Below are 15,360 nucleotides of genomic sequence, written 5' to 3'. Positions count from 1 at the left end.
AGTATCAGTCGGCCTCCGGGAACGCTTCGGTGGCGAGATCGACGCTCGTGAACTCGAACCGTGCGCCGCCTTCGTCGGATTCCGTGGCGTCGATCGTCCACCCGTGTACGTCCGCCAGTTGCTCGACGATCGCCAGCCCGAACCCCGTCCCGTTCTTGTCGCCGCTGACTCCGGATTCGAAGATCTCCCCGCGTAGTTCCGCCGGGATCCCGTCGCCGTCGTCCGCAACGTAGAACCCGGTCCGCTCGTGGCCGTCGTGGATGATACCGACCGAAACGGTGACTCCGGATCCGCCGTGCTCCACGGCGTTCCGGAAGAGGTTCTCGAACAGCCGTTCGAGACGGTCTCGATCGGCAGTGATCCGGTCGTCGGTGCCGACGACGAGTCGACCGTCGGCGGTGTCGACGTGCTCCCAGGCCGATCGGGCGGCCGACCGGAGCGAAATCGCCTCCGGGTCGGTGACGTCCCGACCGTCACGGGACAGTGTCAACACGTCCTCGACGATCGCTTCGATACGTTCGAGGGCGCCGGCGGCTTCATCGAGGCGGTCGGTTCCGAGATAGACACCCGACTGATCCGGCGCTTCCGATCGGCTGGAGCGCATCAGTTCGACGTGGCCGCTGGCGACATCAAGCGGGTTGCGGAGGTCGTGTGAAACCATCGTCGCGAACTCCTCGAGGCGTTCGTTCTGTGTCTCGATCTCCTCGCGGCGGCGCTCGCGCTCGGTGATGTCTTCGAGCAATAGCAGCCGTCCGACCGGCCGATCGAGCGCGTCGGTCAACAACGTCGCCGACGCCGAGACGATCCGTTCCTCGCCATCGACAGTCATGATCGCAGTCATATCGAACGTCTCGGCGTCGTCGGTCCGCTCGGCGAGTTCGGGTGCGTCGGCAAACAGATGCCGGGCTTGACGCCCGATGTTCGGCTCGACATCTTCGACCTCCAGCAGTGTCGCGGCGAACTGATTGAGGTCCGTGATCCGACCGTCCCCGTCGACGACTACGACGCCGACTTCGAGGGCGTCCATGACGGTGCTTCGTGCGACCGGCGTCAGGTCCACGAGCTGGTATTCCGTGATCGCCCAGTAGACGACGACACCGGTTACCACGAATCCCGCGACCTGAAAGGCAGCGACATCGATAGCGATGTACAGGATGTTTCCGAGCCACGGCGGGATGACTCCGAAGAGGATAGCCCACGCTTGCCGCCTGTGGACCGAACGCGACCGATAGAGGCGGAACACGATCAGGACGGTCCCGAGCGCCATTATGACGTACGTGAACGCGAGATGTGCGTACAGCAGCGGCCCGGCCTCGAAAACGTAGCCCGCGGCCGTCGCTTTGACGTTCCAGAGCGCGTTGTGTAGTTCGTTGGTCAGCCCGATCACGGCGACGGCGATCGGCTCGATCCCGAGCAGATACACGTACGGGCCGACGAGGAGTTCCTCGCGACCCGTATATTCCAGCGTGAACGCGAGAAAGGAGATCACCGTCACGGCCGCCGCGACGACCACGAAAATAGACGCCAGAAAGGACGACGTGTACCCCACGGACGTGGTGCCCCACAGCAACGCTCCGTTCCAGACGGCGACCGAGCCCATCAGGACGCCCAGCGTCTCCGCGCCCGGGTTCGGGCGCTGACGCCAGGCTAGCACGGCGAGTCCGGCGGTCCCAGCCCCGACAAGAACGAACACGGCTGCCGCCGGATCGACCGATGTCACTACCCCTCTCTTTGGGCCGATCCACAAAAACCAGTTGGCCGGTCGCCACCGCGCCGCTTAATCGGTTCAAGCCCCAATCGACGCCGATGGCAGAGTCAGCGGGCAACGGCGCGGCGGCGTTCGCCGCACTCGGCGAGGCCGTCCGCGAGGCGCTGTCCGAACGCGGCTTTCAGACCCCCACCGAGCCACAGCGCCGCGCGATCGGCCCGATCGCGCAGGGGGAGCATGCGCTGGTAATCGCCCCGACCGGGACCGGGAAGACCGAGACCGCGATGCTTCCGGTGCTCGACGCGCTGGTAGGCGAGGGAAGCGAGGGCCGGAGCGCCACGGAACCTCGGACGACGAGCGACGGCGCGCGCTTCGGTATCGGCGCGCTGTACGTCACCCCGCTGCGCGCGCTCAATCGGGACATGCGCGAGCGCCTGGAGTGGTGGGGCGAGACACTGGATCTCGACGTAGACGTCCGCCACGGCGACACCACCGACTACCAGCGCAGCAAGCAGGCCAACGATCCGCCGGACGTGCTCGTCACCACCCCGGAGACGCTGCAGGCGATGCTCACCGGGAAGAAACTCCGGCGCGCCCTGGAGGACGTCGAACACGTCGTCGTCGACGAGGTCCACGAACTGGCCGCCGCCAAGCGCGGCGCACAGCTGACCGTCGGGCTGGAACGACTCCGGGAGCTCGCTGGCGATTTCCAGCGGATCGGCCTCTCGGCGACCGTCGGCGATCCCGAGGAGGTCGGGAAGTTCCTCACCGGCGACCGGGGCTGTACGATCGCCGAAGTCGACGTGGGGAGCCGCCTGGACATCGAGGTCCGGGAACCCCGGATTACAGACGAGGACGGCCGACTCGCGGGCGAACTTATGACTGACGACGAGGTCGCGAGCCACGTGCGGGCGATCGACGAGATCGTCGACGAGAACGACTCGACGCTGGTGTTTGTCAACACGAGACAGACGGCCGAGGCGCTGGGTTCGCGGTTCAAAAAACTCGGCACCGATATCGGCGTCCACCACGGCTCCCTGTCGAAGGAGGCCCGCATCGACGTCGAGGACCGGTTCAAGTCGGGTGAACTCGACGCCCTCCTGTGTACCTCCTCGATGGAACTGGGCATCGACGTGGGCCACGTCGATCACGTCGTCCAGTACAACAGCCCCCGGGAGGTCCGGCGCTTGCTCCAGCGGGTGGGTCGGGCGGGCCACCGCCGGGACGTCGTCTCCTCGGGGACGGTGATCACGACCCGGCCCGACGACACCCTCGAGGCAATCGCGATCGCCCGCCGCGCCGCCGAGGGCGACGTCGAGCCCGCCGCGATTCACCACGGCAGTCTCGATACCGTCGCCAACCAGACCGCCGGCCTCGTGATGGACTTCGGCGAGATCCGGGCGATGGAGGCCTACGAGATTCTCACTCGCGCCTACCCCTTCGCGGAGATTGGCGAAGACGAGTTCAAGCAGGTCGTCAGGGAACTCGCGGGCAACGACATCCTCTGGCTGGACGAGGATCGCGATACGCTCGAAAAGCGGCGAGGAACCTGGCAGTACTTCTATCAGAACCTCTCGATGATCCCCGACGAGGCCACCTACACCGTCGAGGACATGGCCTCGGGCGAGACGATCGGCACCCTTGATGAGCGGTTCGTCGTCAACTTCGCCCAGCCCGGCGAGATATTCATCCAGCGCGGGGAGATGTGGCGCATCAGCGAGATCGACGAGGAGGAGGAACTCGTCCAGGTCAGCCCCGTCGCCGATCCCGGCGGCGAGGTCCCTTCCTGGGTCGGTCAGGAGATTCCCGTCCCCTACGAGGTCGCCCAGGAGGTCGGGGAGATTCGGGACGTGGCGGGCACGCAGTTGCGCGGCGGCGCGACCCCCGAGGCCACCGCTCGGGACCTGCAGCGACGCTACCCCGCCGACGAGCACACGATCGTCGAGGCCCTCGAACCCCTGGACCGTCACGAAGCCCCGATCCCGACCGACGACCGTCTCCTCGTGGAGTTTCGCGGCCGCGAGGTGGTCATCAACGCCGCCTTCGGCCACACCGTCAACGAAACGCTCGGCAGATTGGTCTCGTCGATGCTCGGCCAGCGGACCGGCTCCTCGGTCGGGATGGAGATCGACCCCTACCGGATCGAACTGGAGGTCCCCGGTGGGGTCGCTGCCCGGGATGTCGTCGAAGTGCTCAATGAAACTGATCCCGACCATCTGGAGGCGATCATCGAACTCAGTCTCAAGAACGCCGACGTGCTCAAGTTCAGGTTGGCCCAGGTCGCCGCAAAGTTCGGGGCACTCAAGCGGTGGCGGGGCAGTGGGAGCAACCGATTCGGTCGGGATCGGCTCCTCGCGGCGCTGGAGGACACGCCGATCTACGACGAGGCCTTGCGGGCGGTCCTGCACGAGGAACTGGCCGTCGGGCAAGCCAGTGAAATCCTCGAAGCGATCCAGTCAGGCGAGATCAGCGTCGAGACCGTCGGCGAGCGCACCCCACTCGGCCGGGGCGGTCGGTCGGGCGGCCAGGAACTGCTGGCTCCCGAAAACGCCGACGCCAGCGTCGTCCAGACCGTGCGCGAGCGCATCCAGAACGACCGGGTAATTCTGTTCTGCCTGCACTGTCAGGACTGGAAATCCAGGCGGACGGTCAACTCCATCGCCGACCAGCCGGAGTGTCCCCACTGCGGCTCGACCCAGATTGCCGCGCTGAATCCCTGGGCCGACGAAGTCGTTCAGGCCGTGACGGCCGACGACAAGGACGACGAACAGGAGAAACAGACCGAGCGGGCCTACCGTGCTGCGAGTCTCGTCCAGAGTCACGGCAAGCGGGCGATCATCGCGCTTGCGGCCCGCGGCGTCGGGCCGCACAACGCCGCCCGGATCATCAACAAACTGCGGGAGGACGAGGACGACTTCTACCGGGACATCCTCGCCCGGGAACGCGAGTACGCCCGGACGAAATCGTTCTGGGAGTGAGCGACTGGATCAGTCGGGTGTCGTGGCCTCTGATCCGTTCCTACTGTCTCGCGTGTAAGATCTAGGGTGTGACTCTCGTACGTGACCCGATTGGATATCCCTGTTAAATCGATTGGTGAAAATACTATATAATAGTTGGCGTAAAAGGAAACTATGGCAACTGACTGGCGAACGAGACGGGCAATCTTGGGAGGGCTCGCGGGCGGAACGCTCGCTGGTATGAGTGGTTGTCTGGAAGTGTTCTCGGAGGAGCCCAACTGGGAGACGATCTCGCCAAACCCGTTCACTGCGGTTGCCAAATCCCACTCTCCGGTAGCCACACTCGGCGGCTCCGATCGATCGGAATCGTTCGGGCAGGCGGTCGCTACGACGGGCGATACTGTCTTCGTCGGCGTGCCGCAGGCAGCGCCTGATGGCATCAAAAGAGCGGGAATCGTGGCTGTCTTTACACAATCGGGAAATGGATGGGAGCAGACAGCGACGCTGACCGGTCGAAAGCAGAAACACGACTATTTCGGCGGACGGATCGCAGCCAGCGACTCGACGCTGCTAGTCGGCAACGAGTACAACTACTCGGGAACATCGCGAATTCCTGTGTCAGTGTTCGAGCGATCGAACGGAGACAGCTGGAAACTGACGACGAAGCTAAGCGAGCGCGTCTACGTCGGATCGATGGCAGTAGACGATGCTACGGCCGTCTTGCGGATGACAGACAGCGACGGGCTCGTCGACGTCTTCGAGCGTGAGAGCGGGTGGAGACGGCGACAGACGCTATCCGTTGACGAGTTCGACGACGGACGGACCGTCGGATCAGTCGCGGTTGATGGCGAGACGATACTGGTCGGGGCGCCACCGAAGTCAGGGTCCAAGCGTCGACGCGCCAAATCGGGCGTCGTTCACGTCTTCCGGCGATCAAGCGGGACCTGGAGTCATCAGACGACCCTCTCCGGAGCGACTGGGACAGATGAATTCGGCTGGTCGGTTTCGGTGTGTGATGGGAAGGCAGTAATTGGCGATTACGGTAACGATACAGCGTACGTGTTCGACCGATCAGCGGGACAGTGGTCTCGCAAGCAGATGTACACCGCAACCGGTAGTGGTTCCCATCAGTACTTCGGAGACACAGTCGCGATGGACGGCGATACGTTGCTGGTCGGCGCACCACACGCACAGTTCGGCGACTCGGTCGGTGCAGTATACAAACTGGAGCAACCGTCCAATACAACCGACCCGCGAGGGACATATTTCACAGCGCCCGATACGTCCGAGCAGTTCGGTTCCCAGATAGCGACCACGAACGGAACGACAATCGTCGCAGGCAGGCATTCTGAGAATGGATTCGTCTACGTCTACGAACGGTAATCGCTCCGAACAGAGCCCGGATTTGCCAGAGACTAAAACGCCGCAGTCCTAAGCGCGGGTAGATGAAATTACTGCGCGGGGACGAGGCCGTCGGGACGGCGTCGGAGCTCACCGTCGCAGCGCGCAGTCTCGAACTCGACGCGCTCGATCACGACGCCCTCGTCGCAAGCATCGAGGGGCCGAGCGTCGTCTGGCGGGGACAGGACAGCGCGATCGCGACGACGGGCGCGACCGCGACGATCACGGCCGCGGGCCCCGACCGATTTGGAACCGTCCGCGAGACCGCGACAGCGCTGTTCGAGCGGCTGCGATCCCAATCGACGCCCCGGGCGGCCCGGCCGCGGCTGTTCGGCGGCTTCGCCTTCCACGACGGAGCCGAACACAGGCGATCGAGCGTCTGGGACGGGTTCCCCGACGCCTGGTTCGTCCTGCCGGCCGCTCAAGTCGTCCGCGAGGGCGACCGCACGTGGCTCACAGTGACGGCGACCGGGCCGGACGCCGGTCGCACGGCCGGCGAACGGCTCGACACCTGGCGCGAGCGCCTGGCCGACCTGCCGGCACACGCTGGCACGGATCCGCCGGGAATCGTCGACGAATCCCGGACCCCTTCACGGACGGAGTGGCGCGAACAGATCGAGGACGCCGTCGCCGATATCGAGACCGGCGACCTCCGGAAAGTCGTCCTCGCGCAGTCGCTGTCGGCCGATCTTTCCGTAGAGCTGTCGATTCCTGACGCCCTTGCGCGGCTCGACGATCGTTATCCCGACTGCTACCGGTTCGCGATCGCCCCCGGGGAGCATCGCGAGCGGACGTTCCTGGGTGCGACCCCCGAGACGCTCGTCTCGCTGTCGGGTCGCACCGTCGAGACCGAGGCGCTGGCCGGTTCGACCGGCCGCGGCGAGACGCCCGACGAGGACGACTGGCTGGCCGAGGAGTTACTGGGCAGCGAGAAGGACAACCACGAGCACGACCTGGTGGTCGAGGCGATCCGCGAGCAACTCGACTCGGTCGCCGAAAGCGTTCGAACCGGCGGGCGGACCGTCCGCCAGCTTGCGACCGTTCAGCACCTCCGGACGCCGGTGTCTGCGGAACTCGACGACGACAGTCACGTTCTGGATCTCGTCGAGGCGCTGCATCCGACGCCGGCGGTCGGCGGGCTGCCGCCGGACGCTGCCCTGGAGACGATCAAGGCAACCGAAGCCTTCGATCGGGGCTGGTACGCCGCGCCGGTGGGCTGGTTCGACGCCGCCGGCGACGGCACCTTCGCGGTCGCGATCCGGTCGGCGCTCGCTCGCGGCCGGACGGCGTCACTGTTCGCCGGAGCCGGGATCGTACCCGACAGCGATCCCGACCGCGAGTGGGACGAGGTACAGTTGAAGTACCGCCCGATGCTGGATACGCTCGCATGACGGTGTACAACTGATGACTGTGACACACGATCACCGATGACTGCACCGAACCGAGCCACCCTCTGGGGCGAGACGCTGGTCGAGGAACTGGTCGCGGCAGGGGTCAGCGGCGTCGTCCTCGCGCCCGGGAGCCGGTCGACACCGCTGACGACTGCCTTTGCCGCCCACGACGACATCGAGACGTTTTCACAGCTGGACGAGCGCTCGGCGGCCTTCTTCGCGCTGGGCCGTTCCCGGCGGCTGGGCGAGCCGACCGCGCTGGTCTGTACTTCGGGCACCGCGGCCGCGAACTTTCACCCGGCCGTCATCGAGGCCAACCAGTCCCGCGTCCCGCTGGTGGTCCTGACGGCCGATCGGCCGCCCGAGCTACAGGACAGCGGCGCGAACCAGACGATCGACCAGGAGAAGCTCTACGGGGACGCCGTCCGGTACTACCGGACCCTGCCCGAACCCACCCCCGAGGCGCGAACGCTACGATCGCTGCGGACGACTGCCGATCGGGCCGTCCAGCGGGCGACGGCCACACCGCCCGGGCCAGTACACCTGAACGTCCCCGTAGCGAAACCCCTGGAACCGACCGACGTACCCGGCGACGTGCCCGACGATCTGGCCGACCGCGCGCCGCTGGGGGCCGCGGGCCGGGACGGGCCGTTCGTCCGCACGACGACGGGGCGACAGACGCTCGATACCGGCGCCGTCGCCGATCTGGCTGATTCGCTCGCCACCGTCGATCGGGGGCTACTCGTCGCCGGTCCGGCGAACGAGCCGACTCCCGCACGCGACGCGCTCGCGTCGCTGGCCGAAGCGACCGGCTTTCCTGTGCTGGCCGATCCGCTCTCGGGCCATCGCTTCGGGCACGACGGCCCGCTCGTCTGTGGCGGCTACGACGCCTATCTCGACGCCGCCGGGGCGTGGCCCGACCCCGATGTCGTCGTCCGGTTCGGGGCCTCGCCCACCTCGAAAGTCCTCAGACACTACCTGCGGGACCACGCTGCTCGCCAACTTGTCGTCGATCCCGCGGGCGGCTGGCGGGAGGCGGAGTTCACTGCGACGGATCTCCTCGTGGCCGACCCGACCTGGCTGAGCGAGCGACTGGCCGGCCGAATCGACGGCTCGGCGGACAGCGGCTGGCGCGACCGATTTCGTCGGGCCGAACGGATCCACTGGGAGAACGTCTCCGACGCCGTCGGGGCCGAACAGTTCGAGGGGGCGGTCCTCTCGACGGTCGCCAGTGAGGCGCCCGATCCGGCCACGCTGGTCGTCTCGAATAGCATGCCAGTCCGGGATCTCGACCGGTTCGGCCGGCCCCGGCACGGCGATCTGACTGTGCTTGGCAACCGCGGTGCCAGCGGGATCGACGGAGTCACAAGCACCGCGCTCGGCGCCGGTAGCGCCACCGACGACCCGCTCGTGCTCGTCATCGGTGATCTGGCGTTCTATCACGATATGAACGGGTTACTGGCAGTCGAGCGCTGCGGCGTCGACGCGACGATCGTCCTGCTGCACAACGACGGCGGCGGGATCTTCCATATGCTCCCGATCGAGGACTTCGACCCGCCGTTCACGGAGTACTTCAAGACGCCACACGGGATCGATTTCGAGCCTGTCGGTGATCTCTACGGGCTGGAATACGCCATCGTCGAGGACCTCGCGGACTTCGAGACGGCCTACACCGACTCCGTCGAAAGCGACGGCACGCAGGTCATCGAGGTCCGGTTCGACGCCGACGAGAGCCACCGGACTCGCGAGCGTCTCGCCGAACGGATCCGGTCGGCCGTCCGTTGACCCTCGGGCCGTGCTCGGCGGATTACTACCACCGAAGTGCCCAGTAGGTCAGCACTGTCAGTCCGAGCGGCAGCCACGTCACCCCGAGAACGAGGAGGCCGACCGGTGAGAGCGGCTCGATTGTGCTCGCGAGCACGACGAACGTCCCGAACACCGTCCAGCCGCCGAAGACGTAGATACCGACCTCCGGTATCGAGGCGAGATAGACGATCAGCGCCAGCGTACACGCCGCGACGATGACGTTGACCAGCGGCGAAAACCCGGGATAGACACTGCTGAACACCAGGCCGGGATACGAGAAAAACGTCGCGACGAGCAACACGACCGACTGCGTCGCCGGGAACAGTCGACCCCGACCGACGCCGGCTTGGCCCGGCTCGTTCCGGACGGCGTGACTACCGCCGGCCGCCCACCCGACCGATCCGCCGACGTTACTCGTCGTGCCGACCCCGGCCGAGGCCTGCGTCTCATCGACCGACGCGGAGGCGGCGTTCGCCGTCGCGTCGTCGCTCCGTTCGGCCGTCCGATCAGTCCCGCTGCCGTCGCTCGAACTCGCTCGGTCGCCGTTTTTGGTTCGGGAGTCCCCGGTATCGCGTCGGTCCCGTGTGCGCCGACTCCCGCGGTTGCGCCGTCGTCTGTGCCGCCAGTCGTCCCGCCCGGCCCAGGTAGGGTCGGCCGCTCCGGCCGCGTCGCTGTCGGTCTCTGCCGCTCGCTCCGTGGCCGTCCCGGACGGTGACCGTGTCGACGTACCGGTCGCCCAGCTCGCGTCGGTGTCGGCCTGGCGGACGTACTGGTCGTGGCCGAGTCGGTCGTAGCGGGCACGTTCCGCCTCGTCGGTGAGCACCTCCTTGGCCTCGATCAGCCGCCGGGAGCGCTCTTCGGCCTCGGGGCTGTCGTTGACGTCCGGATGCACCTCCTTGATCCGCTTCCGGAAGGCCGCGTCGATCGCTGGTTCCTCGGCGTCCGCTTTCACGCCGAGCACGTCGTAGAACGTCTCTGCCATGGGGACCTATCTTCCCCTAGCTATCGTCCCCCAGCGCAAAAATCCCCCGACGGAGCGAGCACCTTTTTTGCTCCTCCGGACCCCAGCACAGCCATGGTCTCGGAAATCTTCGATCCCGACCGCTGGGAGTCGATCGACCGCTTTGACTTCTCGGACATCACCTACCACCGCGCTCGCGAGGTCGGCGCGGTCCGGATCGCCTTCGACCGCCCCGAAGTGCGCAACGCCTTCCGACCCGAAACCGTCGACGAACTCTCGACCGCGCTCGATCACGCCAAGCGCCAGACCGACGTCGGATGCGTCCTGCTGACCGGCAACGGCCCCTCGCCGAAGGACGGCGGTTGGGCGTTCTGCGCCGGCGGCGACCAGTCGATCCGTGGCGATTCCGGGTATGAATACAGCGAATCGCCACGCGACTCGGCGAGCGGAGCGGGGACCGACCCGCGAGCGAGTGAGGGTCCGGACAACCCCGACGCGCCCGAGAACGTCGGCCGCCTGCACATCCTCGAAGTCCAGCGCCAGATTCGCCACATCCCGAAGCCCGTTGTGGCGGTGGTGCCGGGCTGGGCTGTCGGCGGCGGCCACTCGCTGCACGTCGTCTGTGACATGACGCTTGCGAGCGCCGAGCACGCCAAGTTCCTGCAGACCGACCCCGACGTGGCGAGCTTCGACTCCGGCTTCGGGTCGGCGTATCTCGCCAAGCAAATCGGCCAGAAGAAGGCCCGAGAGGTGTTCTTCCTCGGGAAGACCTACTCCGCCGAGGAGGCTGCCGAGATGGGCATGGTCAACGAGGTCGTCCCCCACGAGCAACTGGAGGAGACCGCTCTGGAGTGGGCCGAGACGATGACGGGCAAGTCCCCGACGGCGATGCGGATGCTCAAATACGGGTTCAACCTTACCGACGACGGGATGGTCGGCCAGCAGGTCTTCGCCGGCGAGGCGACCCGCCTGGCGTACATGACCGACGAGGCCGAGGAAGGCCGGGACGCCTTCAACGAGGGCCGGGAACCCGACTTCGAGGAGTTCCCCTGGCACTACTAAGCCACTTTTTGCTGCGTCGGGTGTTCTTGCGCGCCTTCGGCGCGCTGCGGGCACCTCTCCTTGCAAAAACTGGGGAAAAACGACCTCGACTTCACTCCGTTCGGTCGAGTGAAACGGCGACCTGCGGTCGCCGTATGCTGGATACACCTTCTGCCACTGCCCGGATACGGCACTACACGCCACCCCAGCCGATTCGACCGCCTCCGACGGCCGTGATCTCATTTTAATCGTTTTGACAAGCGCTTCCCTCGGGACCGAGGCGGTTATTGTTGATGTTATCGAGCGCGTCTTTGAGTGTCAGAACTCTGGTACTGGAAGTTCAGAACCGTGGCGATCAGTTGGAGGGCCATGATCTGCCCCTTGTCACCTCGCCTGGGCTGGGCGAGGAGGGCCTGTCCCTCCTGGACGGTGTCGAAGTCGACCTCGTTGATCCGCCGATTCACGCTCGTCCAGTCGTTGTCCGGCCAGTCGTGGTTCATCCAGCCTCCAGGCGACCGCGGACACGTACTTGCGGCACGGTTCCCGCGACACTACCCGAGCAGGTCCGTCTCGACGGTCTCGTTCGTCGAGAACATCGATAGCGGGATCGTCCGGGCCTGACCGCCGGCCGCGATCGTCGCCGTCACGTCGACCGCGAGCGTCGATTGTTCGCCGTTGCGAACGTGCGTGAGCCACCACTCGTCCATCCGAGAGTTATCGAGGTCGATACGCAGATCGACAGTCCCGCGTTCGCCCGATCCGATCGTCGTCCCGTCCAACTGGCTCCCATCTGCCAGCGTGACGCCACCGATCGAGACGGTGTACTGGATCTCCTGGATCGTGATCGGGACAGGCTGTTCGTTTCGCAGGGTACTCTGTGCGTCGAGGGGCGCTACCTGCGGAGTCGCGTCGCCCCATTCAGCTGCCGTCGACTCGGCGACGAAATACGTCTGTCCGTCCCCACCGATCGACTGCTGGCTGTCCGTGTTCAGATCGGCCAGCAGGTTCGTCTCGGTTGTCGAGTTCACGTCGTCGGTCGGGACTTCGATCGTCGTGAACCCGACGTCCGCAGTCGTGGTCGTCACCGTCGACACGGCCGAGGTCTCACCGCGATTGAGGTGGCGAGCCCACCAGGTTGGGACCTTCGTGTTGTCGAGTTGGCTGGTCAGGCGCAACTCGTTCGTGCCGGACTCCAGGGTCGTCTCGCGTGACCCCGATCCGACGAAGACGTCGTTGATCGATGTCTCGGCGGTCGTCGTCAACCGGACGAGGTCGTTGACCGCTGGATCGGTATTGGGATTGTCGACAGTCGTGTCCGCGTGCACCTCGGTCGTCTCATCGGTTACCGTCCCCCAGTCACGGTCGATCTCACCGATCGTCGGCACGGCGACCGAGTCGCGGGTACTCGACAGCGACTCGACGCTCGTGCCGTCGTCCCCGAGCAGATCCGTCTGGAACTGTAATCGCTGCTGGTAGAGCTGTATCGGGACCCGTGTCTGGGTGCCGCCCCGGTCGACGAGCCCGTACAGTTCGACGCGCATCCGGCTGGTCTCGTCGTTGCGGACGTGGGTCGGCCACCAGTCGGCGAACGCGGCCGTCTCCAGGGCCGCATCGACCGTCAGCGTCCCGGACTCGCCGGACGAGAGATCGATCCCGTCGCTCGTCTGACCCGCACCCAGCGTGACGTTGTTCATGGTAACGACGTACTCGACGCCCGAGAAGGAAACCGGCCGGTCGTGGTCGTTCGATAGTTCGGCCGTCAGCGTCAGTGGCGTCGTCTCCGCTGTCGCCTCACCCCACGCTGCGTCCCGGTCACCGATCGTGAGTAACGGTTCGCCGTCCACGGAGACCGTCTCTTCGGTCCCGTTCTCGAACGACGACAGGAGGTCGGTCTCGACGGTCGAGGTCTGTTCGGGGAGCGACTTGCTGACTCCCGGACCGCTCACCGACGGTTCGATCGTCAGCGTCGAGCGTTCGTCGCCGTTGACGTGTGTCACCCACCAGTCCGCGATCCGATCGTTATCCATCGCGGTGGTGAACGCGATCGTGTTCTCGCCGGGCGAGAGCCCGACGCCCGACTCCTTGCCCTCCACGAGGACGACGTCGTTCAGCGAGGCCGTGTACTCCACGGAGAGGAGACCGGGAATGCCGATCGGATTCGGATTGTCGACACGGGCCTGGGTCTCGATCTGTGTCGTCTCGTTCGTGGCTTCGCCCCACTCGTTGTCGATACTCTCGACGGTCGGTTGGGCGATGACGCCAGTTGCGACGAGAGCAGTAGCAAGCAATGCGACAACTCCCAGCGTGACGACGATACCGACGACGGCTGTCCGTAACGACGGCAGCGCCGCGAGTACTGACCGAACGGGATCGGGCAGATCCATTGTATCGCCATATGTGATCGATCGGTTTATGTGGCTCGCTGTCAGCCGGGGTCACTATCGGAGGCGGCATCGCCCTCACTCTCGATGTAACGGATGCGCTCGGGGATCGGCGGGTGCGTGTAGTGGAACGTGGCATAGAGGGGATGCGGGAACGGGTTTGCGAGGTTCTCGCTCGTCAGGTTCGCCAGCGCATCCGCCAGCGCAACACCGCCGCCCATGACCTCGACGGCGAAACTATCGGCCTCGCGTTCGTGTGCCAGCGAGAGCTTGTTCTCCAGGGGCGCGCTGAGACGCAGCAACGGTTCGATCCACAGCGCTCCGAGGGCGAGTCCGGCGTAGGCCGTCTCCGGAACGCCGAACATTCCGTAGAGCCAGGGCTGCTCGATCAGGACCGCAAAGACCCCCAGGACGATCCCGATCCGCAGCGCTGAACTGGCGAGTTGTTTCCAAATGTGGCCCTTCTTCCAGTGGGCGAGTTCGTGCGCGAGGACGCTTTTGATCTCCCCGTGATCCATCTGCTCGATCAGCGTATCGAACAGGACGACACGCTTGGTCCGGCCGAAGCCGACGAAGTAGGCGTTCGAGTGCGAGGAGCGACTGGAGGCGTCCATCTGATACACCTGCTCGCAGGCGAAGCCGGCTCGCTCGAAGACGTCATCGACGGCGTCCCGGAGATCGCCGCTCTCGATCGGCTCGAACTCGTAGAACAGCGGTGCGATCACCCGCGGATAGATCACCAGCATCGCGAGCGAGAAGGCGACGAACAGCCCCCAGGCACCGATCCACCACCACTCGGGCAACAGCGACAGTGTCAACAGGACGCCGCCAGCGACGATCGCGGTCAGAACGATCGAGACCCCGAGTCCGACGAGGAAATCCCGGACCCACAGCCGTGGCGACTGCTGGTTGAAGCCGAACTGCTCCTCGACGACGAACGTCTCGTACAGCGAGAACGGAGCGCCGGCGATCCGCACGGCTGTGACTAGTCCGACGAAAAAGACCACGCCGCGCGCGACCGGCGGGAGCGCGATGCGCTCGATGGCGGCGACGGCGTCGCCGAACAGCCCGGAGTACAGCACGAGCAGGACGACGGCCAGCCCGACAACTGATCGCAACAGCGACAGCCCGGTGCCGGCGCGCTGATAGTCGAGCAGTCGCTCGGTGTCATCGACGCCGAGGCGCTCGGTCACCCACTCCGTCCGTTCGGCAACGGTCGCGGCCCCGTGCCTGACATTGAGCAGTGACAGTGTTGCAAAGGAGAGCTCGGTCCCCACGACCACGGTCAGAAAGACCGCATGCAATTCGAGCATGTCACGTCGCTCGGAGCCCGACCTACGAGAAAGCTACGACCGCGACGGCGATACGACTGAACAGACCGACAGCAGTCCGTATGCCGGAAATTGGAGTGAATACGCGAGCCTCGAGGAGCCACCGGAAGGCGGCGAGGCGACCGGGAAGTCTACACCCGCCACTCGAACCCACAGTCCGCGCACTCGTAGTGTCGCCAGTCCGTGCCGCCGGGGACCGATTCGCGTGCGGTGATCTCCCGTCGATCGCTGCCACAGGATGGGCAGGCGTAAATCGTGCTTTGAGACGACATACTTTATTATTAATGATTGAAGATTCATAGTTCTCCCCGTCCCGGTAGTCGTTGCCGACTGTCGAGCGAGCCGCCGTGGCCGGTAAAGTGAAGTTCCGGTCGGGAAAGACG

General features: G+C 65.7%; 11 protein-coding genes. 5 read left to right on the top strand and 6 right to left on the bottom strand.

Features of this window, described 5'->3' with window-relative positions:
• Positions 1-4: 4 nt before the first annotated feature.
• Positions 5-1,720 carry a histidine kinase N-terminal 7TM domain-containing protein gene (locus tag HSEST_RS01480; RefSeq protein WP_229121797.1) on the bottom strand — a complete coding sequence of 572 codons (1,716 nt, stop codon included), beginning with the start codon at positions 1,718-1,720 and terminating at the stop codon, positions 5-7.
• 86 nt (positions 1,721-1,806) lie between these two features.
• On the opposite strand from HSEST_RS01480, the gene HSEST_RS01475 reads away from it, so the two are divergent.
• From HSEST_RS01475 to menD, 4 genes are all read left to right on the top strand, one after another.
• Positions 1,807-4,686, top strand: coding sequence for a DEAD/DEAH box helicase (locus tag HSEST_RS01475; RefSeq protein ID WP_229121796.1), 2,880 nt, complete (start codon positions 1,807-1,809; stop codon positions 4,684-4,686).
• Positions 4,687-4,839: 153 nt separating this feature from the next.
• Complete coding sequence (locus HSEST_RS01470) at positions 4,840-6,048, top strand: FG-GAP repeat protein (RefSeq protein ID WP_229121795.1); 1,209 nt, start codon at positions 4,840-4,842, stop codon at positions 6,046-6,048.
• 62 nt (positions 6,049-6,110) lie between these two features.
• Positions 6,111-7,457, top strand: a complete 1,347-nt coding sequence (locus HSEST_RS01465) for an isochorismate synthase (RefSeq protein WP_229121794.1) — start codon at positions 6,111-6,113, stop codon at positions 7,455-7,457.
• A gap of 36 nt (positions 7,458-7,493) precedes the next feature.
• Positions 7,494-9,242, top strand: a complete 1,749-nt coding sequence (menD, locus tag HSEST_RS01460; protein WP_229121793.1) for a 2-succinyl-5-enolpyruvyl-6-hydroxy-3-cyclohexene-1-carboxylic-acid synthase — start codon at positions 7,494-7,496, stop codon at positions 9,240-9,242.
• Between the two features lie 25 nt (positions 9,243-9,267).
• Here the strand turns inward: menD and HSEST_RS01455 are convergent, their stop codons facing one another.
• Positions 9,268-10,245 carry a J domain-containing protein gene (locus HSEST_RS01455; protein WP_229121792.1) on the bottom strand — a complete coding sequence of 326 codons (978 nt, stop codon included), beginning with the start codon at positions 10,243-10,245 and terminating at the stop codon, positions 9,268-9,270.
• A 93-nt stretch (positions 10,246-10,338) separates the two neighbouring features.
• Here HSEST_RS01455 and HSEST_RS01450 point away from each other — a divergent pair, with 93 nt between their 5' ends.
• Positions 10,339-11,286, top strand: coding sequence for a 1,4-dihydroxy-2-naphthoyl-CoA synthase (locus HSEST_RS01450; protein WP_229121791.1), 948 nt, complete (start codon positions 10,339-10,341; stop codon positions 11,284-11,286).
• A gap of 275 nt (positions 11,287-11,561) precedes the next feature.
• Here the strand turns inward: HSEST_RS01450 and HSEST_RS01445 are convergent, their stop codons facing one another.
• The 4 genes from HSEST_RS01445 to HSEST_RS01430 all read right to left on the bottom strand — a co-directional run bounded on the left by HSEST_RS01445 (position 11,562) and on the right by HSEST_RS01430 (position 15,249).
• A complete protein-coding gene (locus tag HSEST_RS01445; RefSeq protein WP_229121790.1) occupies positions 11,562-11,765 on the bottom strand; it encodes a hypothetical protein in 204 nt (67 codons plus the stop codon).
• A 51-nt stretch (positions 11,766-11,816) separates the two neighbouring features.
• The gene (locus HSEST_RS01440) at positions 11,817-13,649 is read right to left on the bottom strand and encodes an LEA type 2 family protein (RefSeq protein WP_229121789.1); all 1,833 of its coding nucleotides are present in this window, start codon (positions 13,647-13,649) and stop codon (positions 11,817-11,819) included.
• 41 nt (positions 13,650-13,690) lie between these two features.
• Complete coding sequence (locus HSEST_RS01435; RefSeq protein ID WP_229121788.1) at positions 13,691-14,959, bottom strand: M48 family metallopeptidase; 1,269 nt, start codon at positions 14,957-14,959, stop codon at positions 13,691-13,693.
• Between the two features lie 149 nt (positions 14,960-15,108).
• Positions 15,109-15,249 (bottom strand): hypothetical protein, encoded by a 141-nt coding sequence (locus HSEST_RS01430; protein ID WP_229121787.1) that lies wholly within the window; start codon positions 15,247-15,249, stop codon positions 15,109-15,111.
• Positions 15,250-15,360 lie beyond the last annotated feature (111 nt).

The sequence above is a fragment of the Halapricum desulfuricans genome (genome assembly GCF_017094465.1).
Taxonomy (GTDB): domain Archaea; phylum Halobacteriota; class Halobacteria; order Halobacteriales; family Haloarculaceae; genus Halapricum.
Note: the sequence above shows the minus strand (reverse complement) of the source record. Positions and strands in the feature narration are given on the sequence as shown.